The following is a 24185-nucleotide window of genomic DNA, read 5'->3' on the forward strand; positions in this document are numbered from 1 at the left end:
GGCACCGCGAACGGATTTCAAAGTAGCGGAGATTTGGAAGTCCTCGCCCCAGACATATTGTCGAACGAGCTTAACGTTGAGCCCGCCATCGAAGGTGAGTTTTGTCAACGGGAATGCTCATCAGGCCCTCCTCCTTGAAACCATATACGGTGTCGCTGCCGACGCCCGCAGGGTGTTCAACGGTCCCAGCCGCAGCCGGATTGAAGTGAGCGCAACTCGTCCGGCGGACGTACCGCCGAGCTTGTCCTGTAGTATAAGCACCGTAGACCATCAGCTCATTGCGTTCTTTTGTTTTCATTCGACACGCGTAACTAAAGTAAAGTTCCGGTATTTCCATTAATAGCTTATTCACACACAGCTTTGTACTTGTGTGAATTGATCATTCGAGGATGATGTACATAACCCAACCTGCCATTTGCGGCGAGAATGAGGCTAGGCGATAACTTATTAACACCTTCTAATGTAGGTAGTGTGTCGAACGGCCGCACCGAAACAGCCTTCCGGACGGCCTACGAAAACCGTGTCCGTCGGCTGAAATGTTGCTGGTCTGGGCGCCCGTGGCTCGAGCGGGTCGTCCGTGTCCATGAGGTGATCGAGGGGGCGGCCGGAATATCTGCGGTTGCTGCGTGGCGGACTGGCTGACGTGCCTGTGGCTGGAACGCTGGAACCGCCGGCCCGGATGTTCGACCGTGGGTTTGCGCGGATCGAAGGTGAAGGCTGGCACCGTTATCGAGCGTGGCCCCTACAGCCGCCGGACAGGCCGTTTGATCGTTTGATCGCAACGCCAGCGGCCTGCATCAGGATCGAATTTTTCAAGATCTGACTCAAGTGAGGTATGGTTGCTTAAGTGGCTCTTGAAATGGCTGAAACGTAGCCGTCGGGCGCGAGGGCGCTTCGTAGCCGCGGGACGGTCCCGCGGCTTGTCAAATTTGAACGGGCAACCAGGCGCCAAAGCTCCACCTTGCGGCGTCCGCGAACCGCCCGGCCTGCTCTTCCGCCGCATCGTCGTCTATTCAAGGCAAAATTGGCCGCGTTCGTCCAATTGGCGGCATGGCTTGTTCTCGATCAGGGTTGCCAAGCCGTCTCGGCGCCAGCTCGATTTGGATTGAGGCCTCCAGCAGCGCTGAGCCGTTGTCGCCAATCGCTCCACTTTTGTGAACTTCCAAAACAGAGACGCTGCATAACGACATGCCCGAACATAGAATGTATATCTTCCGCTAGCTGCATGTCATTCACATTCGCCCAAACCACGTGTTGAACGATCTGCTTGAGCGCTCCGCCACTATATCCACAAAGGCCCAACGTGACTGCGCCATGATCATTAGCGTATCGAACAGCGCGCAAGACGTTTTCCGAGTTCCCGCTGCCCGAAATGGCAATGACCAAGTCGCCGTCGTTCAGGATGTTCTTCAGCTGTTCGACGAATACATCCTCGAAAGAAACATCGTTCGCGTACGCAAATGTAAGGCCCACATTGTCGATCAGAGTCCGACCACGAAACGGGCGCTTCGTAGAGAGATAGATGCTCTTGTTCCAGTCCGTGATAAAGTGTAGCGCTGTCAGTGAGCTGCCGCCATTTCCAAGTGTGATTATTTGCTTGCCGTCTTCCTGTGCCTGGGCGACCAAAGCCACTGCGTTATCAAAGCTTTCATGGTCTAATGAAGCCAGAACGGTCTCGAGCTTCTCGAAGTATACTTGAGCGCTGCCGCTGAAGTCATTCATTGGGTGACCTCCCATGTCGGTTGATAATGAACGATGCGACTCCCGAGGAAGTCGAACTTCGCAGGGATATGCTTTAGCTCCCCGAGGGCTACTTTGATTGCGTCGTGGCGATCGAGAGGCGCGAAGAACATGAGAAAACCTCCTGCACCTGCTCCAAGTAACTTTCCGCCCGTGGCACCTGCCCGCAACGCAGTTCGGTACCAGCCATCGATTACATCGTTCGTTATTTCTTCAGAGAGGCTCTTTTTTAAGAGCCAGTTCTCATGGAGGATTTCGCCGAAGGCGTCGAGGTTGCATCGATGCAGTTCATCACGAAGGTGATACGTGAGTTCGACCATCCGCCTGAGCGCTTTCCGCTTGTCCGGTGCTCTTGCGATGCCCTCTGACTGCCGAACGAGAATGTCTGAAGCACTGCGCGTAATGCCGGTGTAAAACATGAGAACTTGTTTCTCAATTGAAGCGATAAAATCACCTGGGCATATGAGCGGTGACACCGAGACGCTTTCATCAGGGTGAAACTCGATAAGATTCAACCCGCCGAAAGCGGCGGCGTATTGGTCTTGCTTTCCAATGGGAGCGCCACAAAGTTCGATCTCAATGCGACAACTATCAGCGCCGAGCCTTGCCTTGGAGACATACTGCCCACGAAACGCGTTTAGTGCATGCAGAAGGCCGACGGTAAAAGTGCTTGAGGATCCAAGTCCTGTTCCCTTCGATGGAATATCGGCAATAGTGGTTATCTCAATTCCTCCCGGGATCCCAAGATATCCCATCGCCGCCCTTACAATCGGATGCTGGATGTGCTCAACACTATCTACTTCTTCCGTTTTGGAATAAGCGATTCGAGTGCCACTATCGAACTTGCGGTTCACATTCACGTAGACGTACTTGTCGATAGCAACGCTTAGGACGGCGCCACCTTCCTGCCGATAGAAGGCAGGAAGATCGCTACCACCTCCCACAAAGCTGACTCGAAACGGCGTCTGACTAATGATCATTGAACTGCCTCTGTCAGCTCAATCGCCCGCAATTGGACGCAATGCTTGGCATGCGCCCGCGATGCCAGCACGATCGGTGTCTCGTCCTGTTGGCGCGATCTGTAAATACTCGCTGCAGTGCCCCAATCCATACCTTGCCGCAGGTATTCTCGCGCTACTCTGGACATCCGCACCTCCTCATCAATATCAACGAAAAATGTGTGTGCACGACCGCCCAAAACCACATCAGACAGCCAAAGAGCGACGGTTCCTTCCACGACCAGGACGGTTTCCGGAGAAATGGTGATCCTTTCCGATCTTGGACGCGATATGCGGCTGAGCTTTTTGTGAAATGGCAGTTCGTGCGTCTCGCGAGAGCGGACTCCCACCAAGCGGCTCAGAACGCCCCTGATCTCGTCCAAATTGGAGCGACCTACCACTTTTGGTTCGCGATCCGCGACGGACCGTATCCAGCGATCAAGAGCAACGATTTCCGTCTGAAAGCCGCGCCCGCGAAGAACCTCCGCGATAGCGCTGGAAAGAAAACTCTTTCCGCTCCGGGAAAGGCCCCCTACGAAACAAACATCACCTGGCTTCACATGGGAGATCAGATCAGATGCTGAATTTATCAAAGGTGGATGAACGGTGAGAATGAATTTAGCTGCCTCCAACAAGTCTGAGACGGTATAGTCGGGCGTGACGTGATACTTGCTATCCAACCCGCCCGCGCCCGTCTCGACTAGGATCGATCTGATGCCAGACCGCTTTGCGAGAGCGATATCCGTAGATGAATCGCCGATGATCCAGGATTGGCTACGATCAATATTGAACGCCTCGACCGCCTCATTAATCAACCCAGTAGAAGGCTTGCGGCATTCACAGCGGATCTTCAGCTCTTCCACCTCACCGATAAAGCCGCGATCTGGATGGTGCGGGCAGAAATAGATGGCATCAACAAAAGCCCCACAACGGCCAAGCTCAGTTTCCATCTTGTTATGGATCATCCGCAAGTCTCGTGCAGAGCAATTGCCTCTGGCCACCACGGGTTGATTAGTGACGACAATTGCCCGGTATTCGGCTCGGTTGAAACAGGCGATCGCGCCCGCAGCGCCCTCAATCAATTCGAAGCGTTCGGGACGATCGATGTGTCCAGAGTCAACATTGATGCACCCATCCCTGTCCAAAAATACTGCTTTCTGCGGAGAGGTGAGTGAAGCTCGAGCTATGCGGCCCGATTCAAAGTCGGCGCAAACCTTGTCAAGTCGCGCCGGGGTCCCAGCGTCCTTTATGTACTCAGGGCTGTTGTAGCTTCTAATTTTCATACCGGCCCGAAGCATTTCAGGAAAAAGGTCTTTGCCAAAGTCGAGCGGAGTTACTGCGGCGCGCCACCGGAATAAAGCTTGTCTTCGAATGTAATAAAGAGCCGCGCTGACTTTGTTGGGGTAGTAGCAACCGGGATCGTGTGGATATGGATAGAACGCAGTAACCATACCGTCTTCTGACGTTTCTATTAGATCTGAATCATGCGGGTGATCGTTCGGATGGGTGAAAACTGTTGCGGCTGCTGTCTTGTGTTTTTCATGGAAGCACTTGAAGCGGGTGAGGTCGATGTCGAGCATCGTGTCGCCATAGATCGTAAGGAAGTCGTCGTCGAGCAGATCCAAAACGGACAGAACTGCTCCAGCAGTCCCGCGAGGCACACCGTCATTTACGCAAAGGACGTCAATCCCCCAATTTTCGCGCTGATTGCAAAACTCCACGATTTGCTCGGCAGCGTGGTTCACCAGAATTAAGATACTCTCGATACCATGTTGCTTGGCGAGGAGGATCTGATGCTCAAGAAGTGGCCTGCCACCAACGTTGACCAGCGACTTAGGCAAGTCACCTGTCCGGCTCCTGAGCCGCGTTCCTCGACCGCCCGCAAGTACAACCGCCTGCATCACAGGTGTGCCTCCTGTCATCACAGGTGTGCCTCCTGTCGCGCGATTTCTACGACGGCTTTTCGAACCGCATCAGCCGAACCAAGCTGGGGCCGCCAACCGAGTGCACTGATTTTTGCTATGTCATAGGAAAATCGGGGCACATCCCCCGTCCAACCGCGGTCTTCAACTCCATATTCGATGCTTGCGCCCGGTGCGACAGCCCCGACGGTCGTCTCCGCTATAAAGCTAACGGTTACCCCGTTGTCCCCGGGTCCGATATTGTAATAGCCAAGCCGCTCGGATGCGTTCGCACGCAAGTATACAATTGCATTAATCAGATCATTGACGTGAAGATACGCTTTCTGCTGTCGCCCCGACCCCAAAACATTCAGCTTGTTTGGCGTGATCCGTAGCTTTCTCACAAAATCTAGAATGACACCGTGTGTTGCTGGAACGCCGATCACGTTCGGAAAGCGAAAGAGCAAAGCCCGAGCTAGCCAGTTCTCGACGGCAGCGCTGATGAGCGCCTCCGATGCGAGCTTCATAGCACCGTAATTGGAAACGGGCAGCAGCGGCCCGACATCCTCTCTAATCGGAGCCTCCCCCAAATCGCCGTATACTGCTGAACTGGAAGCGAAAGCTAGAAACGGAACCCCCGCCTCCTTCATCGCGTTCAACACGTTGAACGTGGATAGAAAGGTATCGCGTAGATCAACAGAGGCATCGGCGATTCCGGCAGCAATGTCCGAATTGGCGGCCATGTGCCAAACTTCGGAAATCGGAATGCGACTGTGACAATTCATAAAGCGGCTTCTCACTGCACCGGCGTCTGAGAGATCCACCTTCTCAAAAATGAACCTCTCATGCGTAAGGAGGCCACTTAGGTTTTGCCGAGAACCTCGTGACAGGTCATCAAAGCCGAAGACCGAATATCCCCGATCAACAAAGAGCCTTGCGAGCTTGCTTCCTACGAAGCCCGCAACTCCCGATACAAGAATAGCGTGCGGTTCACCCAATCGGATTTGCCCTTATCATCGTGTGCGCAAGCTTTGGCGCCTCAAGTCCCCTCGAGATTGTGCAATGACAACTTCCATTTACGAGCCTTGACCGCGGGAGTTCGACCGGGCTTGGCGTTAAGCTCTGCGCTCGTCGTAAGGTCATGCGTCTCATGCGTCATTCTGAATTCATCGCATGGTTTTCTCCGATCCGCGATCGTTCCTCAGGGGTAGCCCCATTTTGCTGATCCGGACTGAATTGACCGCGCTCGCCTGTGCCGCGACGCCAACGGCGATCCCAAGGCGCTCTTGATCCCGCGAAGCGGGCGCGGCTATTCGCAGGCTCTCCAGAAGACTCATTGGGAGCAACCTCGTGGCTTTCAGCGCGAATTGTTGCCTGGTACCACATCGTCGTCGAGGATCGAGCATCGTGCAGCGTGATCTGTCGGCCCGCGGGATCGGCGAATTCGATGGATGCGGAACCGGATGATGGTTTGGCTGTCGCCATGGCCCCCGAACAGTGACGGATCTCGTCGCTGGTATCACTGTCCAGTGAGCCGGTTGGCTCGTCGGCCTCGCGACCGGCCATGTCGCGAGCCAATCGAGTCGATCCGCCCAGCAGGAAATGATCGAAGTCGGTCGCGCCTTCGCGGAACCGATCGGCGCCGCGGAGACCATCGCACAAGCTCACCGCCCAACTTGCGAGGAGCTTCAGCTGGAGGCGTCGGGCGCGCGCCGCATCAATTTCATTTGCCTCCGCGTCGATAACCGCGCGCACGCGGTGCGGGTCGACGAACCCGTGCCGATCGAACCGCTGCCATGATCGATCGCAGCGGCTCAATGTGCTCGCTATCAGCATACTCACCTGCGTGAAGCGCGCCTTTGACTCTCTCGCCGAACACAAAGAGATTTTCTTTGCCTTGACTTCTGGGGCGACGGCACGACATCGACTTCGGACGGGCAGTTCTATCGAGCTGGGGCCACGGCGAAGCGGTCGGCGACGTCAAGGCCCACCACGGCAGCGAATCCCGCGTGGCCTTCTACACCCACGTCTCCGACCAGTATGAACCGTTCGATACCAAGGTGATCGCCGCGACGGCCAGCGAGGCGCCACATGTGCTGGATGGCTTGCTCTACCAGACCGGCATGTCGATCGACGAGCACTACACTGACACCGGCGGGGTGACCGACAAGTGTTCGGGCTCTGCCATCTCTTGGGCTTTCGCTTCGCGCCGCATCCGCGATCTCAAGGACCGCCGCTCCTACTGTTCCCGGGAAAGGGGGCGCAGGCGCTCCTCAAGGCCGTAATCGGCGGGACCATCGACATCGACCACGTGGCGGCGCATTGGGACGAACTGCTGCGCCTCACGGCGTCGATCCGGATGGGCCCCGTCACCGGGAGCATGTCGGTCTGACGGGGGACTACGTTTGGGGCGCCGATCCGACGCACCTCGACGGCTTGCGGCCGCTGCGCCGGCCCGTCTCGCTACTGCCCCTTGGTTCCTGCTCCGTTCTATCGAGCAGTGCGTAGCGCTCACTTTCGTGTCGTCACCCATCGATGCTGTCGGTCTTGCTCAGGTGGTAGACCTGAACGTCGGTCACCTCCAGTTGGAGCGTTGCCGGCGTCGAACTGTCGTAGGCCGTGTGCCAGTCAGACGCGCTCCTGTTGGCGATACTCAGATTAATGAGCAGGGTCATGGCACCGGTCGGCACGTTCGTAGTGACGGTTCGCTTGAGCACACCATCGAAATAGAACTTGATTGACACACCCGGTATGTACTCCATGCCCCAGACGTGGTAGTCGGCCGACAGGTCCACACCAGCATTGAAGAACCGCTGCTCGTTGGTGTCAGCCAATAAAGCATTTGCCAGCACTTCGTTGCTCGACACGGAGCCGTTGAGGAACCCGCCCTCCTGCGTGTCGATCTCGGCCCCACCCTCGAGATGCCAGAATCCCGGCCATCCGCCAGTGCTGACGTCGGGCTGCTTCATGCGTATCTGGGCATAGCCACCGGCAAACGTGAACTTGCCGTGCGTGCAGATGGCGCCCGACTTCCAAGTGTACCCGGCGAACCGGTTGCTTCTCGTCGCAACGATCTTCAAGCCTGATGGGCCAGTGCTGATCTGACCCGGGTCGAAGTACTCGGCATTGAATCCGCCTGCGTTCATCGCGGAGTACGGCGACGGCACGCTCTGCTGCCAGATACCGTTCTGGTCCCCGATCGCCGGTATCCACTTCGTGGAGTCGAGCGTGTGCCCGGTGAAGGTGTCCTCGAATATCAGCTGGCTGGTAGTGTAGCCAGCCGGCGGTAGCAGCGACGATCCACCACCTCCACCACTCGTGCAGCACATGACGATCATGAGCGCTGTGAAAGAAATGTACTTCAATATACTTTTCACATCGGAGTCCTCGTAACGAGGGGGCTTGACCAAGATGCGATTGCAATGGTCACCGCCGCTTACTGATGGCACAGCCAATCTCATAGCGAAACGACGAGGACTGGTTACCCCGACTATACTGCGGCGCGGCAGCTGGGCCTCGATGCGACCATGGGGCACCAGGTTATGGAGGTCTCCTTCGGTTTAAGGCTGCTGCCTGACCCTCTTTGTCCTCGCCGCGCATTACAATCTTCAGCGCAGCATCCGGCCGCAGCAACGGCTTCGTCTCATCCCATGTCGCACGCACATCCAAACGATGGTGCTCCTCATCCGTGGTGTGATCACGGCATGACCTTGGGATGGATCGGCTCCTTCGGCGCCGTCGTGAGAACGCCATAAAAGTGCTGCGGTCCGGGCGAGGGTTTGGACACTCCTTGGTCGACTCCCGGAAACCTCAAACTGCTACTGTCACCCGGCAAGGCCGCGGGATCTTCCATACTGTTTAGGGCGGCCGATCGCCGTCCAGCGAGAAACTTCGAAACTCGATTCCGAGTTGCCTGAGCGGCTCTACGCCGGGAACCTCTGCCGCCGGGTGCACGAGCCCAAGGATGGAGTCGGATCGGAAGGGTAGGGAGACATGCAGGACCTCAGCTGCCTTGAGGACGCCACTGACAAGCTGCCAGGGCACGGGGACGGCGCGCAGTGTTCTGCCTTGTGATGCGGCGATCTCCTTCATGAGCCGTGGGAACGGTACCGGTTCGGGGTTGGCCAGCCCTACCGCTTCCGGCAGGGGCATGTCCGACTCGGCAATACGCACCATGGCGGCTGCCATGTCCGCCTCATGCACGGTAAACTGATGCGAGCGCGCTCCGATGAGAGGTGTAACCGGCAGGTTGGTGAGCTTGCGGAGCGCGCCTGCCATCCCGCCCCAGCCGGGGCCGTACACCAGTCCGAGGCGGGTGGAGACACCTCCCAGACTGCTGGCGGTGCGCTCGCAGGCCAGCTTCGCCTGACCGTACAACTGTCTGGTTCCCTTACGGGCGGACATCGAGGAGATAAAAATTACCCGACGAACCCTTGCGTCCGCGGCATTGCGCAGGAGGTGCTGCGAGCCGGACACATTGACACCCCACACATCGCCGGCGCTGACGAGAGTCAGATCCCATGCACCGTGGATGAGCACATCTAGGTCGCTCAATGCGGCCCTCGATGGCGGGCGCTTGATCTCGTATGGGCGCCACTCGGCGACGCCAACCGTTGCGGCGGCAGAGCCGAAGGTCAGGCAGTTCGAACGGGCGAACGCGATGACCTCATGCCCTTGTTCGGCGAAGGCGGCACGCAGGATGGTCCCGACATATCCGTTGGCTCCGGTGATACCGACCCGCATTGAACGCTCAACCCGTCAGCTGCATCGCTTCGCAGGCGATGCGATGAGAATTGGCCATCACAGTCAGGGTAAAGGTAGTAGCTGGAACATTTGGGAAAACCGACCCGTCGATGAGATGGATACGGTCCCAGCGCGCCAGCCGCCCGAGGCGGTCTGTCGTCGCACTCCCGGGAGCCGGCTGACTGGCGTGGGGAAAGCTGCCGCCAAAATGGTAGCTCTTGCCCCCGCCCGACCATAGCATCCGTGGCGTGATTGGCCATAAGTCAAGGTAAGGTGCTGCCCTGCGGATCCGCTTTATTACGTCAGGGAGCATCGCAGGCACGTCTTTGCCCCTGACCTTGGCCTCGCTGAAGCCCTCCGAAGTGAGGGTGATCTGGGGTAGCTCATCAGGAGCTGCGGACAGCTGGGCGGTGACCCGGACCTTGGGTGATGCCCAGGACGGCAAATAGCCCAGGCCTATCGTCAACCGGCTCAGGAGCCGATCTGTCGCGAAGGCGGCGGCGCGGTGTTGTAGGAAGCCGGGAAGCGCATCGCAGTATGCCTGGTTGAACGGATAGAAGTGAATCTGTGAGACATCGAAGGCCTCGTCGTCCCGGACGATCACCATGTTGAACTGGTTGAGTGTGAACTCGCGCCTTGTACGTGGGTCGGGGGTCGCCTTCATGGACATCATTGGAAGAACGAATTGACCCGATTCCGAAAGATGTACCGGCTGGCCCGATCCGAGCGAGCCCAGGATCAGCCGGGTGGTCCCGATTGCTCCGCAGCCCACGAAGACCCGGTCGGCTGTGAATCGCTGGATGCGGCCACTGGACAGCTCCCGGGCCTGCACGACGGCCGTGTCGGCCTCCTGGTCGACTCGCACCGCGAGCAGCCCGCTGTGGTAGTTGATCCTTCCGCTGCGCCTGAAGCGATCGAAACTGTGCGAGGCCGAAAAGATTAGCGATCGTGGGCACCCAGTCATGCACAGGCCGCAGGGCTGGCATTCGGGCGCTGAGAAGGCAAGCCGCGCGCGGCCTATCGTTATTCCCGTGGAGCGCACTCGATCGCGGTGCCGGTCGTAATTGGCCAGCACCATTTGCGTCCGCGGCGCCAGCGGCGGAAGCGGGTCCGGGGATCCGATGAGCGGGAACCACTCCTCGAGATCGTCGGGCTCTCCAGAGAAAGGAATGTGCCCCAGGATCGTCCGATAATGCTCTTCCATATCCGAGAAGTCGAACGGCCATCCCTTGAACGTGGCGGCGCTGAAGGGCATGATCTGGGCCCCCCAGACATTGCTGAACCCCCCGTAGGCACTTGATATGACAGCTGAGTTGACTCTACCCTCGGAGTGGACGCCGTCGAGCTGGCCCTTGTTGACAAACGGGAAATCAGATCCGTAGCTTCTCTTTTCAGGCAGCGAATCGGCCTGGAGCCGCTTGGGTTGCAGGCTGACCCGGCGGACGTCCTCCTCGTCCCAGTTGTCGACACGCAGCTTGGACAGCCGGGCGATTACCTCCTGCGTCTCCACGTCAAGCACGGTGCCCGGATCGAACACGGTTATCTTCTCGTCCGGTTTCTGGGATAGCGCCAACACGGCGGCGGCAGCAGCCGGACCCGAACCAATGATTATCGAAGACGGCATCTACTTCCCGCGCCCACCGCCTTGCGCGGCTGTGTCCGGTATCTGCTTGGTTGCCTGTTGGCGCCGCTGGCGCAAGCGGCGCACCAGCTCGATCCGGCCGGCGACGTGACCTGCCGCGGCCAGCCCCACGCCAGCGATTATCGCCGCGGACCGGGCCAGCCCGTGGGCATCACCCTTGACCGCTTGCAAAATCTCCCGCGGTACGCCCTTGGTTAGCGCGTACCAGACGAAGCGGGTCTCCGCACCCAGTGTGGCGGCGTCGCCCATCTGGGCAAAGGCCTCGACCTTACCCTTGTTGACGAAAAGGCAGCGGCGCCAGAAGTACCTCCAGGTCGACCGTGAGGCAGGCACGAAGTGGCGGACGGTCGCCGCCGGTTCGTAGATGACCGCCTCACGGCCCCTGAGGTGCGACACGCGATGACACATGTCCATGTCGTCGTGACGGTCGGAGTGGAAGCCTCCCACCTGCTCAAGGAGGGTCCGCCGCACCGACATGTTGGCTCCTATGAGGTGAGCCAAAGGACCTCGGCTGGTCGGAAGGCCGTCATAAGCGCATCCGAACACCCAGTCGAACTGCACAGGAAACCAGGCCGGGCGGCTCGTCTCGAAAACCGGCATGGGGCGCCCGCCGACGGCGCCTATGCGCTTATCCCGGTACGGTTCGATGAGAATTTCAAGCCAGTTCTTGTCGGCCGCCGCATCGTCATCCAGGAACGCCAGGATCTCTCCAGCGGCTGTCTCGGCCGCCGTGTTTCGGGCCGCCCCTAGATGCCCGTCATACTTGTTCTGGATCACCCGTATCGGAGGGGTGGATGCTGCGAAGTCAGCCCAGTACGCGGCACAACGGTGGAACAGGGGCTGGTCGACAGATACGATAATCTCGCAGGGTTGCAAGGTCTGCTCCTGAACCGAGGCCACCGACTGAAGCAACAGCTCCCATCTGTCCTCGGAGTAGGCACAGATAATCACTGAGATCGTAGGGGGGGGCGGGACCTGCCGGCGTTCGCTGCTGACGCTATCCTCGGGCTGCCCGGTTTTGGATCCAGGCTGACCGGTTGTGGCAACGGCAACGTTATGACCGCGGCGGGCGAGACCGATGCTTAGGTTCCGGGCGTGGCCCTTCTGGCCAACGCCAATCGGCGCATAGGATTGCGCAACCATCAGAATACGCATCTAGGAATTCTCCCGACTTGAGCTGCCAATGTCTGTCCAAACTCTTCGATTGACGGTGCGATGGTCTTGGTTTTTTGAAGCGCCAGGCTTCCATGCGGGATTCGGCCTACCCGGAAGCCTCAGCATAAAAAGTCACAAAGTAGGGCCGGGGTTTTGCGCCATGTTAGGTTTGCTTCCGTCGAGCGACCCGATCACCGGCTGGAAGAGGGTGCGGACCACATTGCGCCCCTCGCCACCGCGTCATGGAAAATGCGGGTGACCTCATCCCTGCGACCCGTAGGTTAGATAGTGGTTGTTTACGCCGGTCACGAAGAACGGCCTGCCGTCCCACGCAAAGTTCGTTCCGGAAGTTTTGATGAAGGATGTTGCCGACGGATCGTACGCGGCGCTCACGACTGCTGGAACGGACAGCACCGCGGACACCAGCACCCGCAGTCCGGCGTTCCGCTGCCCATTTTTCACCCGTTGCCAGTCGATGAATCATCCTGGCATTTGGCTCTCGCCGGCCACAGGGTGCAATGGCCCCTAAGGATTACCTCCTCTGACCTCACACAGCCGGGCGGCGTTCGGGCATAGTGTTGCCTAGCCGCTTCCAGCCGCTCGAGTATGGACCCGTGCTGTCAGGCATCTCCCAATCAAGTGTTGGGCCCCCACATGGCGAGTCCCCGCAACCCCAGTAGAGTGGAAACCATCCTCGCGCTGCGGCTTTCATCTGCCGCGCTTGGCTCGCGGGCCCGCGGCGGAGTCCAGGGGAGGCGGATCGCCTGAGGTGGTTCTCGTGGAAGCTGTAAGCTGGCGTCCTTTTGAAATCCGCGGTGGGAACAAAAATGCGCATTTGCCTGAGTCTCGATCAGTCCCGGCTACTACGGTGGCACTTTTGGCTGGCAGAAGCGCTCGCTGAGGTGCCCGGCAACGAAGTCTTCTGCGCTTTGGCGGCCGGTCGCTGCCCACTGCCGTTAACCTGCCGTCTGCTGCTCGAACTCGAACAACTGGTCTATGGCTTTCGCGGGAACGGCGCCATCGACCCCGTCGAGGCGGCGCTGCGGTGCCTTCCGCCGCCTCCGGCCGACCAAGTGGATGTGGTGATCGATTTGAGCGGGGCAGAATCGCTCCCGGCGGGGCGGCGCGTGCTCACCCCGGTCTTCAACGGCGCACCCGGCGAGATCGGAGTCGTGGCGGCCTGGGTGAATCATCAGGATCTTCTCGTCGACCTGCATGACACGGCGCGCCCGTTGCGGCCGTGGACGGCGCGTCCGGCCAGTGGAGACCGTGAAGTGTTGGCAGCGGGGCTCGACAGCGCCCTTTCCTGCGCTGTGCCGCTGATCCTCAAAGCCCTGTGCGAGGAAACCGGTTCAACTGCGTCCGGCACCCGCGGTCCACGCACGGCAGTGCCTTCGTTTGGCGTGCTTTCTGCGATTGCAAGGGCGACCGGCACGGTTGCATCGAAAGCGATCGGGCTTTTGGACGTCCTGGCGAGGGGCGGCAGGATGTGGGGGATCGGCTGGCGCTTCGATGAATCGGCGAGCCTACTCGACAAAGGCGAAGCAGCCTTCTGGGTGCTCACCGGAAATGCCGACAGCTACCTTGCCGACCCGTTCCCGTTCCGGCACCAGGGGCAGGATTTCATCTTTGTCGAACAGTACTTCTACTCGAAGAACCGAGGGTGCATTGCGGTCGTGCCAGTGAACCGGAACGGGACAACCGGCGCATCCCGGATCGTCGTAGAGGAACCGCATCACCTCTCGTACCCATTTGTGTTCGAGCAGGATGGGCAGATCTGGATGATCCCCGAGTCGGGAGCGGCCAGGAATGTCAGCCTCTACAGGGCAGTCGAATTCCCTTACCGGTGGACGCGGGAGGCCTGCCTCATGGAAGGTATTGAGGGCTACGATACCACGCCGCTCCGCTACGAGGGCGGCTTTTGGTTTTTCGTCAGCCCAAGGCTTTGGAGGTCCACATCCTGGGATGTCCTCAGCCTGTACCATGCCGAGAGCCTGACCGGGTCTTGGACGCCCCATGCCGCCAACCCCGTCCTGCTCGATGCAAGGCTCAGCCGCCCCGCAGGCGCCGTCATCCGACACGGCGGACGCACCCTACGCCCGGTCCAAGACTGCGCGCGCCGTTATGGCGGAGCGGTGACGTTCTGCCAGATCGATGCGCTCGGCGCGTCGGAGTTTGCCCAAACCCCCGTCGGTCGCATTTGGTCCGGAGCGTTGGGGTGTCACACCTACAACCGCCGGTCGGGCTTGGAGGTGATCGACCTGTTCGGGCATGTCCGGGGTTTGCGAGAGGTCACGACCTCGTATCGTTTGCTGGTACCCGACGCGCCGGTCTCGGGGCGGCGTGGGGTCTCGGGACCGCGTGGGCAGTCCCTCTCTTGGCCAGTTTCGCCCGGGTTAGCTACCCGTCGCGAGGCGGTCGAGCACAAGGTGCCCCGCCTGCGAAAGGCCGGGCGCGCTCGACTCTTCCCGGGCACAGAATAAGCTCGGAAAATCACGGCCGAGGAGCGAGCCCACCTGGACTTCGCGGCTTCTGGCCTGTGGCAAGTCAGCGTTGCGCTGGACGTTCATTTCTTCGCGCCGGCGACCTTCGCTGCCTTCTGCGGCTCGCTCGTAGAAATTGTCGCTGTGAGCTAGTCCCAGCCGCGGGTCGATGAATGTCGTCGCTAGGGCTGAAGGTGGACCCAGTCTAAACGGGTTTGGCAACGCTGCCAACGCAGCTGCTGAAGGGTGATCGGTGCCGCTGCCGTACTATCCGCGCTGGTCGTATGGCTGAAAATAACCCGAAGAGATACCCAAAAATAGCTAATCATCTATTTTCTTTTCCTAACCATATATAGTCCTTCCATTTCAGATCTGTATAAGTAATCGTCGTATAACGAACTAAGAATAGGGGGCCACAAGGGTACCGATCTTCTTCCATTTCATCTTCATTTCATAATGGCCGGGAGTCCGCATATGGTTGGATCAAGCACATCCGTGGATGTGGCGGTCATTGGAGCTGGCCGCTGCGGCTTGTCGCTGGCCGCGCATTTGCGTGCGCGCGAGGTTGGGCGCCGGATTTTCGGCGAGCTCATGGAGTCATGGAAGCACAATATGCCCCCCGGATGGGTCCCAACGTACGACCTCGAAGCGCTGCCATGAACGCCCGTCTCCCCAGCATTCTCGCCCCTGTCGGTGTTGCATCGCCGCCTGACCCGGTAAATGTCGCGATACGGGGATCGCTGACTCTGCCCCGAGTCAGCTTCGTCGTCCCGACGCTCAATGAAGCCGAGAACCTGCCGTGGCTTCTGCCGCGCATCCCCAATTGGGCGCATGAGATCATTATCGTGGATGGTCGTTCGACTGACGACACGGTCGCGGTCGCGCGCCGTCTGCGAGAGGACGTGAAGGTTGTGATGGAGCCCCGGCGGGGCAAGGGTGCTGCGCTGCGAGCGGGATTCCTGGCCGCCACAGGCGAAATCATCGTCATGCTGGACGCTGACGGCTCCATGGTGCCGGAGGAGGCGATCGTCTTTGTCAGTGCGCTGATGGCCGGCGCGGATCTCGTCAAGGGTTCACGCTTCATCCAGGGCGCCGGCACCGACGACATGTCGCTGTTCCGGATGCTCGGCAATAAGGGGCTGACCCTGGTCGTGCGGCTGCTCTATGGCGGTTGGTTCTCCGATCTATGCTACGGATACATAGCCTTCTGGGCCAAGCACGTCGCCACGCTGGACTGCGATTGCGATGGGTTCGAGATCGAGACCCTCATCAACGTGCGGGCCTTGAAGAACCACCTCAATATCGTCGAGGTGGCGAGTTTCGAGGCTCCGCGCATCAGCGGTGTGAGCCATCTGCGCGCCATGCCGGACGGCTGGCGCGTCCTGAAAACCATCCTACGCGAGAGGGTGCACCAACAGCGCAGGCGGAGCGCGACAGCCTGTGTTGCCGGTGGACAGACCTGATGCGAATCCTGATGGTTGCCGCTCGCTGCTACCCCCTCATAGGCGGCATCGAAACTCACATCCAGGAAGTCGGTCCCCGCTTGGTGGCGCGTGGCCACGCCGTCGACGTGCTCACCACCGATCCCTCGGGGGAGTTGCCGGTTGAGGAGGAGGTGCGCGGCATGCACGTGCAGCGCGTGCCGGCCTGGCCGAGGGGACGGGATCTCTATGTTGCGCCCCGCATTTATACCGCGATCCGGCGAGGGGCATGGGATCTGATCCATTTCCAAGGTTACAACAGCTTCGTGGCGCCGATCGGGCTGCTCGCGACGCTTCGCGGGGACCTGCCGTTTATCCTGACCTTCCACAGCGGCGGGCATTCCTCCCGGCTGCGCAATGCCGTGCGCGGCACACAGCACGCGGTGCTTCGACCGCTGGTGGCCCGGGCTGCGCGGCTGATCGGCGTCTCCGAATTCGAGGCCAGCTTCTTCAGCGCCAGGATGCGTGTGCCGCGCGAACGGTTTGTCGTCATCCCGAACGGCGCCGCGATGCCGGCTCCGAGCCCCGGCATCGAGGTCGATCCCCATCTGATCGTCTCCGGCGGCAGGCTGGAGCGCTACAAGGGCCATCAGCGGGCGATAGCGGCCTTGCCCGAACTGATCCGCCGGGTACCGGACGTGCGATTGCACATCGTCGGAACAGGCCCGTACGAGGGAGAATTGCGGCGCCTCGTAGCGACACTCGGCCTCGAGAGGCGGGTCATTATCGCGAGCATTCCCGGATCCGACCGGCAGAACATGGCTGACCTCCTGGCGAACGCCGCGTTATTCGTGCTGTTCAGCGAATACGAAGCCCATCCGATCGCTGTGATGGAGGCCCTGTCGCTACGCCGTCCGGTCCTCGTTAGCGACACGTCCGGTCTGCGGGAACTCGCCGCCAATGGCCTGTGCCGGGCGATTCCGCCCAACGCCGGTCCTGGAGAGCTGGCCGCCGCCATGGCCGAAGAACTGGACGCCCATCGGCAGGTCCCGGATTTGGCCCTGCCGGACTGGGATGCCTGCGCGCATGCGCTGAACCACGTTTATTATGATGTTCTCGGCAGCCGATCCATGCTCCGCTTGGGCCCCCGCGGCGTGACATCGTGGCCTCCTGCGAGGAGGGCATGATGCTGATGATGCCGGCTCATTTCAGCGCGGGAACCAGGATCAACCCGCTTCAGGCCGGGATACGATTCGTCTCGGCCGTTGTCGGTCCCGACCTTCGCGACGGCAGCGGCGATGCCGCATCGCAACGCGCCAATTCCGGATGGATTGCGGTTCTATGCCTGACGATCGCCGCGGCTCTACTCCTGGTCGTAGCCGGGCACGCGGCCGGGCGCCGGGGCTATGACGTGGCGCCGCCGCTCTTCTGGTCCGGTGTCGTTCTCCTGGTCGCTCCGACCGGCCTTCGCATCTCTTGGCCGACAACGGCCCGAGGTGAGCGCCTGTTCCTGCTCTTCCTGCTTGCCGAAGCCTTGCTCTACTGCAAGATAGTCTATTCCCCGACGAGCTTCACCGGTTACGACGAGGTCTTGCATTGGATCGCCGCCGAGGATCTCATCACGGCTCGCCGGCTGTTCCTGTCCAACCCGCTTTTCCCGATCGGGTCAACATATCCCGCCCTGGAAATCCTGACGACGGCGATCGTCGATCTGACGGGACTGCCCCTGTTCGTGGCGGGGACGCTCTTGTTGGTCATCCTCAAGGGCACGTTCATCGGTGCCCTGTTTCTGTTCCTCGAGAGCATCGCCGGATCGACGCGTATCTCGGCCATCGCCTGTCTGGCCTATATGGGCTGCTCAACCTTCTTCCTGTTCGATTCGATGTTCTCCTACGAGAGCCTCGGCATCGTCCTTTGCGTGCTGACCTTCGCGGTCGAAGCAGCGTCCAAGGATCTCGTCGGGCGACCGAGGTGGAAGTCGCTCGGGCTGATAGCCCTGCTGTTGGCAAGCCTCGCGGTCACACATCACCTCTCGGCCGCCTTCGCCGCCATTTATTTCGGAGCGCTGGCGGGCCTCGAGGCCTTGCGCCGGCAAGACCCCCTGCGGATCAAGACCAGCATTGCCGTGGGCCTCGCGGCGATCCTCGCCGTAGCCCTGCCGTCCCTGTGGGTGCAGGCCCGTGGCATCCCTCTCACAGGCTATCTCGGCCCGGTGATCGAGTCCGGTTTCGACACATTGCTTGGGAAGGTCCTGGGCGCGCCCACCCCGCGGTCGGAGCACCTCGAGGTGCCGGACAAGGCGCTCTACATGCGGCTGACCACCTTGCTGGCGCTCCTGCTGGTGGCCCTCGGACTGGCAACGGGATTCTTTCGGTCGCTGGCCATGGCAGCGCCGAGCGGCCCGCGCTCCGGTTGGCGTCCGATCAAGGACATTCTCGAACGCCGCTGGCGCGACAGCCGCCTCGTGCTCCTTAGCTTGCTGGCCTTCGGGCTCCCAGTCTCGGTCGCCTTCCGACTGACCATCGCCGGATGGGAAATCGGTAACCGCATGGGAACGTTCGTGTTCATTTCCGTCGGACTGGTCGTCGCGGTCAGCATCGTCCATTTCTGGCAGGGGCGCACGCCACGCGGGTGGCGCCGCATCGCACCGGCCGTTGCTCTGGTGATCATCGTCCTGGGCGGCGTCACAAGCTCTTCGATTAATCCGATCCATGGGCGCTACCGGGTGGCCGCAGATCAGGATTCGATCGAGCCGATGGGGATCGAAACGGCACGCTGGGCCAAGGAATGGCTCGGTGCCGGTAACCGCTTCACCACTGACCGCATCAACCGCCTTCTGCTTGCGGGCTACGGCCGGCAGGACGTCAGAGTCACCATCGTCGAAGGCATCGATCCCGCGCGCATATTCGAGGCGGAGACATTGGGGCCCGACGAGTTTTGGCCCTTGGCGCGAAGCGACATCGAGTTCCTGCTGATTGACCTGCGCCTGACCACGGCTCCGCCGGTGCTCGGCTTTTACTTCCAGCCGTGGGAAGCGCGGCAGGGAGCGCCGCTCTCGGGCGCAGCGCTGCTGAAGTTCAATGACGTCAAGGGCGTCACCCGCGTCTACGACAACGGCTGGATCGTCATCTATGACGTGAGAGGATTGCATGAGACTTTGTAGCAAGCGGGACCTTCTGGCCGCGTGTCTTTGGGCGGGGGCCACGGTCGCGGCCGTTGCGGTGAGCGACAGCTTGCTCCTCCGTACTGCCCTGGGCGCGCCCATGGTGTTCCTCGTCTCGGGTCACACGGTGCTGCGGGCCATTGGCGTCAGGACAACCTCCGCGTTGGAACACTTCGTCTACGCGGTCGGAGCAAGCCTCGCCGCCAGCATCGTCGGGGGCTTTGCCCTGAACGCCGCAGGCCTCCTTACGCCGCTCGGCTGGGCGGTGTGGTTCTGGGCGGTGACGGCCGCCGCGGCACTGGTGGCCGCCGTCCGCCGCGACACTCCCGATCTGCCAGCCTGGCCGGCTCCGGCGCGGGTCCGGCTCTGGCAGGGGGCTGCGCTCATGCTAGCGCTGCTTGTAGCGACCGGAGCCTATGCGCTGGCCGTCCGAGACGAAGCGGCCTACCGGGAATTCAAATACACCGCCCTCTGGTTGTTGCCGTCGGCCAGTGGCGAATCCGGTCGGATCACCGTCGGCATCAGGAGCGCCGAGACTCAACCTCAACGATTCGACCTGGAAATCACCCTCGACGGGCAACCGTTCGCCGTTTTCCGATCGATCGCCGTCGCGCCGGGCGAAACCTGGGCGCGGGAAATCCCGGTGCCCGTCTTGGCAACTAGCCAGACGGCCCAGGCGCGGCTCTATCGACCGGAAGACAACCGGCTCTATCGCAGCGTTTCGACGCTGGTGCCGCGCATCTAAAACGAGGCTGGACCATGCGCATCCTGCTTCTATCGCAGTTCTATCCTCCGGTGATCGGGGGAGAGGAGCGGCACGTCCGCAATCTCGGCGCGGCGCTGGCGCAGCGGGGCCATCATGTCAGCGTCGGGACCTTGACGCATCCCGGATCGCCCGAAACCGAGCTGGACGGCGCGGTCCGCGTGCATCGCCTGCGCGGGACGCTCCAGCGTCTGTCGGGCCTCCACACCGATCCCGAGCGTCGCCATGCACCGCCCTTTCCGGATCCCGAACTGGTGCTTGCCCTGAAGCGGCTGGTCGCCCGGGAGGAGCCGGACATCGTCCACGCCCATAACTGGATCTACGCGTCCTTCCTGCCGCTCAAAGGTCTGAGCGGGGCACGCCTCGTAGTTACGCTCCACGATTACGGCCTTGTCTGCGCCAAGAAGAACTTCATGCACTTGGGCACCCACCTTTGCAGTGGCCCGGCGCTGGGCAAGTGCCTGCCCTGCGCCACAGGGCATTACGGGGCCGTGAAGGCAACCGCGACCACCTTGGGCAACTGGGCTTCGAGCTTTGCCGCTCGGCGCGGTGTCGACCGCTTCATCGCGGTGAGCCACGCGGTGGCCAGCCACACCGGCCTCACCCAAGGCCGCGCCCCCTACGAGGTCATTCCCAACTTCGTGCCCGACAATGTCGAGGTGCTTGGCCCGGAAGATCCCTGCCTGCGGGAGCTACCTGGGCATGGATTCATCCTGTTCGTCGGCGACATGATGCGCCTCAAGGGCATTGAGGTTCTCCTGCAAGCCTATGCCGGTCTGGAACGGGCGCCGCAGCTGGTCCTGGTCGGGCGCCGGGTCGCCGATACGCCAACCGAATTTCCGCCGAACGTCCGAGTCTTCGGTACGTGGCCGCATTCCGCCATCATGCATGCATGGCGGCGCTCACTGTTCGGCGTGCTGCCGTCGGTCGGGCCCGAAGCCTGCGCGACGGTCATCATGGAAGCGATGGCGTCCGGGAAGGCAGTCGTCGCAACCGATGTCGGCGGCATGTCGGATCTCGTCGATCATGGCGAGACAGGCCTTCTTGTGCCGCCCGGTGACGCGCACGCCCTCGCCCACGCAATGCAGACACTTCTGGAGCACCGCGCCTTGCTGGCCCGCCTGGAGGCGACAAGCCTCGCCAGGGTTGGACGCCTCAAGGCCGGAGCGGTCGTGACCCGGATCGAGCAGGTCTACCGGGACGTCCTGCGCCCGGGCGCCAGCAGGTCCGCGGTGCCGGCGCACCAAGGTTCGGGAGGGCGATCGTGCCGGTAGACCTCGCCGGGACGGCCATTACTCGCGTGCGCCGGGCGCTTCGAAAGAGCGCCACGCTCGTCATGAATTCCGGAGCTCTGGCGATCGGAACGGTGGCAACGGCCGGTCTTGGGTTTGTCTATTGGTGGCTCGCCGCCCGGCTGTTTCCGCCGGAGGTGATCGGCAAGGCGTCCGCCCTGGTGTCCGTGATGGCCCTCGTCGGTGTACTAGGGGAGGCCGGGCTCGGGACCTTGCTGATGGGCGAGATGGTTCGGCATCCCGGCAAGGAGCCCGGCCTCGCGGCCGCAGCAGCGTCCGTCGGGATGGCGCTTGCGGTCGGCCTGGCCTTGTTGTTTGTTTTCGGGGAGGCGTACCTCAACAGCTCGACCGGCCCGATCGGCGGTTGGTTCTTGGGCGCTGCATTCGTCCTCGGCTGCGGCCTGACTGGTTTCAGCATCGTGGCCGATCAGGCGTTCGTCGGCACTCTGCACAGCAGCCGCAGAATGATGCGGCAAGTGCTGTTCTCTACGTTCAAGCTGATGCTGATCGCCGCCGCCGCGGCCGCCGGCTACGCCTCCACTGCCACGATTCTTCTGACCTGGGTGGTCGGCCTGCTGGCGTCCTGGATCGGTGTGGATCTCTTGACCCGGGGCGGCGCGCGTCGCCTCGTTGGGCCCCCCGAGTTCCGGCTGCTCCATACGCTCCGACGCAAGGCGTTCGACCACTACACGCTTGATGTCGCCTTGCAGGCCCCGTGCGTCATCATGCCCTACCTTGTGCTGGTTCTGCTGTCGCCGACCACCAATGCCGCTTTCGTGGCATTGTGGATGCTGGTCTCCATGGCCTCGTTGATACCCGCAGCCATGGCAACGGTGCTGTTCCCGGTGGTCAGAGCAAGCCCGAAACAATCCAGGCATGATATCCTTTTGTCGCTGACGGCGTCATTGCTCTTCTCGCTCGTCTGCGCCGCGTCCGTCTTCACCTTTTCGCAGGAAATCCTTGCGGTCTTCAATCCGGCCTATCCGGAGATCGCCGGTTCGAGCCTGCGCTTCCTCGGCTTCAGCCTGCTGGGATCGACGCTCAAATTTCATGCCTGCACGCTGGCACGGCTGGGCGACAGGATGCGCAAATCATCTCGCTGGTTCGCGCTGGGCGGTGTTCTGGAGCTGTGCCTCGCGATCGCGGGGGCGAAGCTTGGCGGACTTCAAGGCCTGGTGCTGGGCTGGACGCTCGCCGTCAGCATCGAAGGCCTGTGCGCGGCCCTGACTTTGGCTTTCGCAATAAAACTTGATTCTGCCGCCGGCCCTGTGCACGAAGAACCGCGCCCCTGGCCGCTCCAGACTTGAGATGTCGCCCATGGCGGCCATGATGTGATCCTTGAGCTCGTGTTTGGAGGCGACGCGGATGTGGCGGCGATCTGGACGGAACTGAGCTGGCGCGCCGGAACAAAAGGCCCGTTGAGCGTCAGATTCGCCGCGCTTCGCTTCGCATTGCCGACGGACCGCCTCGGCTCGACCACTTCGAGAGCCGCCCCTGGCAGGGCCTGCAACGACACGCGCTCATGACCACGATCGCGTATGCTTTCCTCCAGCGCCGCCGCCTGAGAGAGGGTGGGGAAAAGAACGGCCATGCGAAGATCCCTTCACGCAGCCCTCCTACATTCAACGCCAGAGCGATGCCCTCACTGCCGCATTGGGCTCACGACATCGACGCGACCACCTCCAGCATCACCTCCGTCGCGCCGCCGCCGATGGATAGGATGCGGGCGTCGCGCGCTATGCGCTCGATCGGGCTCTCGCGCATGAGGCCCATAGCGCCATGGAACTGCACGCACGTATACGCGACCTCGTTGACGAGTTCGCCGCAGATGGCCTTCACCATCGAGACTTCGCGCAGGCAATCTTCGTCCGCCGCCATGCGCCAAGCGGTGGCATAGAGAAACTGGCGGCCTGCCTCCACCTTCGCAGAGAGCATCGCTAGACGTTCACGGATCGCCTGCATGTCCCATAAGACGCCCCCGAATGCGCGGCGAGCTTTCACCCAGGCCAGGGTCATATCGATCGCCGCCCGGGCCGCTCCTATCGCCATGCCGGCGAGGACAAGGCGCTCGTTTTGGAAGTTGCGCATGATGGAGTAGAAGCCCTGTCCCTCCGCGCCGAGCACGTTCTCGGCGGGGATACGGCAATCGTCGAAGATGAGCTCCGCCGTATCCGAGGAGCGCCAGCCGTGCTTATCCAGCTCGCGGGCGACGCTGAAGCCTGGCGTGCCCTTCTCGACGAGGAACATCGTGATCCCGTGGCTTCCTGCCGAGGGATCGGTCTTGGCGCCGACGCAGTAGAGATCCGCGTGCACGCCGTTCGTGATGTAGACCTTCGTGCCGTCGAGGACGTAAGAGTCGCCCTCTCGGCGGGCGCGGGTGCGGATGGCCTTCACGTCCGAGCCCGCATCCGGCTCCGTGATCGCGACCGCGGTGATCACCTCGCCGCTGATAATCCCCGGCATCCAGCGGGCCCGCTGGGCTTTGGTCCCGTCGTGAAAGACATGCGCGGAAGCCATGTCGGTATGGACCAGCGTCACGGCGGCGACACCGCCATAGGTCGAGCGCCCGAGCTCCTCGGCGAAGATCGTGGATGCGACCGCGTCCATCTCGGCACCACCATACTCGGCAGGGTAGCGGATGCCGAAGAAGCCGAGTTCGCCCATGCGGCGCAGGATCGGACGGGGAATGAACCCGTCCTCCTCCCAGCGATCCGCACGGGGCTTGATCTCCTCCTCGACGAACCGGCGCACCTGATCGCGTAAGAGCTCATATTCCCCCGCCGCCCAAGGCAGCCCCGGTCCGCGCGCCGGTACCCAAGCTTTGTCCATCAACTTCACCCGTTCTGCTATGCAGCCCAACGCAAAAGCTTCCGTCCGGATTGGT

The 24185-nt window shown here is 61.3% G+C and carries 19 protein-coding genes and 1 pseudogene; 10 read left to right on the plus strand and 10 right to left on the minus strand.

Annotation, left to right across the window (positions count from 1 at the left end):
• Positions 1-1065: 1065 nt before the first annotated feature.
• The 5 genes from NKI79_RS20105 to NKI79_RS20125 form a co-directional block, all read right to left on the minus strand.
• Positions 1066-1722, minus strand: a complete 657-nt coding sequence (locus tag NKI79_RS20105; RefSeq protein WP_352478533.1) for an SIS domain-containing protein — start codon at positions 1720-1722, stop codon at positions 1066-1068.
• Complete coding sequence (locus tag NKI79_RS20110) at positions 1719-2720, minus strand: GHMP family kinase ATP-binding protein (protein WP_352803706.1); 1002 nt, start codon at positions 2718-2720, stop codon at positions 1719-1721. The genes NKI79_RS20105 and NKI79_RS20110 overlap by 4 nt, the downstream gene beginning before the upstream one ends.
• Positions 2717-4660, minus strand: a complete 1944-nt coding sequence (locus NKI79_RS20115; RefSeq protein WP_352803707.1) for an HAD-IIIA family hydrolase — start codon at positions 4658-4660, stop codon at positions 2717-2719. Before NKI79_RS20115 ends, NKI79_RS20110 begins: the two co-directional genes overlap by 4 nt.
• Positions 4660-5637: an NAD-dependent epimerase/dehydratase family protein gene (locus NKI79_RS20120; protein WP_352803709.1), complete on the minus strand. Its 978-nt coding sequence runs from the start codon at positions 5635-5637 to the stop codon at positions 4660-4662. Before NKI79_RS20120 ends, NKI79_RS20115 begins: the two co-directional genes overlap by 1 nt.
• A gap of 157 nt (positions 5638-5794) precedes the next feature.
• Positions 5795-6475 carry a P-loop NTPase family protein gene (locus tag NKI79_RS20125; protein WP_352803711.1) on the minus strand — a complete coding sequence of 227 codons (681 nt, stop codon included), beginning with the start codon at positions 6473-6475 and terminating at the stop codon, positions 5795-5797.
• A gap of 173 nt (positions 6476-6648) precedes the next feature.
• Between NKI79_RS20125 and NKI79_RS33270 the strand changes: the two genes are divergently transcribed.
• A complete protein-coding gene (locus tag NKI79_RS33270; RefSeq protein ID WP_502909829.1) occupies positions 6649-6924 on the plus strand; it encodes a Tn3 family transposase in 276 nt (91 codons plus the stop codon).
• Entirely contained in the window at positions 6831-7031 is a 201-nt protein-coding gene (locus NKI79_RS33275; RefSeq protein WP_502909830.1) for a Tn3 family transposase, read from the plus strand. The genes NKI79_RS33270 and NKI79_RS33275 overlap by 94 nt, the downstream gene beginning before the upstream one ends.
• Before the next feature lie 133 nt (positions 7032-7164).
• Here NKI79_RS33275 and NKI79_RS20135 read toward each other — a convergent pair whose 3' ends face one another.
• The 4 genes from NKI79_RS20135 to NKI79_RS20150 form a co-directional block, all read right to left on the minus strand.
• On the minus strand, positions 7165-8004 hold the full coding sequence (locus NKI79_RS20135; RefSeq protein ID WP_352803714.1) for a glycoside hydrolase family 16 protein: 840 nt from the start codon (positions 8002-8004) through the stop codon (positions 7165-7167).
• Between the two features lie 493 nt (positions 8005-8497).
• Positions 8498-9382 carry an NAD-dependent epimerase/dehydratase family protein gene (locus NKI79_RS20140; protein WP_352803717.1) on the minus strand — a complete coding sequence of 295 codons (885 nt, stop codon included), beginning with the start codon at positions 9380-9382 and terminating at the stop codon, positions 8498-8500.
• 7 nt (positions 9383-9389) lie between these two features.
• Entirely contained in the window at positions 9390-11006 is a 1617-nt protein-coding gene (locus tag NKI79_RS20145) for a Rossmann-fold NAD(P)-binding domain-containing protein (RefSeq protein ID WP_352803719.1), read from the minus strand.
• Complete coding sequence (locus NKI79_RS20150; RefSeq protein WP_352803722.1) at positions 11007-12179, minus strand: glycosyltransferase family 2 protein; 1173 nt, start codon at positions 12177-12179, stop codon at positions 11007-11009. It lies immediately after the preceding gene.
• An 827-nt stretch (positions 12180-13006) separates the two neighbouring features.
• On the opposite strand from NKI79_RS20150, the gene NKI79_RS20155 reads away from it, so the two are divergent.
• The 8 genes and pseudogenes from NKI79_RS20155 to NKI79_RS33280 all read left to right on the plus strand — a co-directional run.
• Positions 13007-14662: a glucosamine inositolphosphorylceramide transferase family protein gene (locus NKI79_RS20155; protein WP_352803725.1), complete on the plus strand. Its 1656-nt coding sequence runs from the start codon at positions 13007-13009 to the stop codon at positions 14660-14662.
• Positions 14663-15318: 656 nt separating this feature from the next.
• Complete coding sequence (locus NKI79_RS20160; protein ID WP_352478557.1) at positions 15319-16125, plus strand: glycosyltransferase family 2 protein; 807 nt, start codon at positions 15319-15321, stop codon at positions 16123-16125.
• Positions 16125-17270, plus strand: coding sequence for a glycosyltransferase family 4 protein (locus NKI79_RS20165; protein ID WP_352803727.1), 1146 nt, complete (start codon positions 16125-16127; stop codon positions 17268-17270). The genes NKI79_RS20160 and NKI79_RS20165 overlap by 1 nt, the downstream gene beginning before the upstream one ends.
• A complete protein-coding gene (locus tag NKI79_RS20170) occupies positions 17270-19246 on the plus strand; it encodes a putative glycosyltransferase family protein (RefSeq protein ID WP_352803729.1) in 1977 nt (658 codons plus the stop codon). The genes NKI79_RS20165 and NKI79_RS20170 overlap by 1 nt, the downstream gene beginning before the upstream one ends.
• Before the next feature lie 100 nt (positions 19247-19346).
• Positions 19347-19991 carry a hypothetical protein gene (locus tag NKI79_RS20175; protein ID WP_352803732.1) on the plus strand — a complete coding sequence of 215 codons (645 nt, stop codon included), beginning with the start codon at positions 19347-19349 and terminating at the stop codon, positions 19989-19991.
• A 14-nt stretch (positions 19992-20005) separates the two neighbouring features.
• Positions 20006-21283: a glycosyltransferase family 4 protein gene (locus NKI79_RS20180; protein ID WP_352803734.1), complete on the plus strand. Its 1278-nt coding sequence runs from the start codon at positions 20006-20008 to the stop codon at positions 21281-21283.
• On the plus strand, positions 21274-22608 hold the full coding sequence (locus NKI79_RS20185; protein ID WP_352803737.1) for a lipopolysaccharide biosynthesis protein: 1335 nt from the start codon (positions 21274-21276) through the stop codon (positions 22606-22608). The genes NKI79_RS20180 and NKI79_RS20185 overlap by 10 nt, the downstream gene beginning before the upstream one ends.
• A 63-nt stretch (positions 22609-22671) precedes the next feature.
• Positions 22672-22952 (plus strand): annotated as a pseudogene (locus NKI79_RS33280) (hypothetical protein); the annotation flags it as partial.
• 8 nt (positions 22953-22960) lie between these two features.
• Here the strand turns inward: NKI79_RS33280 and NKI79_RS20195 are convergent.
• Positions 22961-24130, minus strand: a complete 1170-nt coding sequence (locus NKI79_RS20195) for an acyl-CoA dehydrogenase family protein (RefSeq protein WP_352803739.1) — start codon at positions 24128-24130, stop codon at positions 22961-22963.
• Positions 24131-24185: the final 55 nt, after the last annotated feature.

This window comes from Mesorhizobium sp. M0340, assembly GCF_040321535.1.
Taxonomy (GTDB): domain Bacteria; phylum Pseudomonadota; class Alphaproteobacteria; order Rhizobiales; family Rhizobiaceae; genus Mesorhizobium.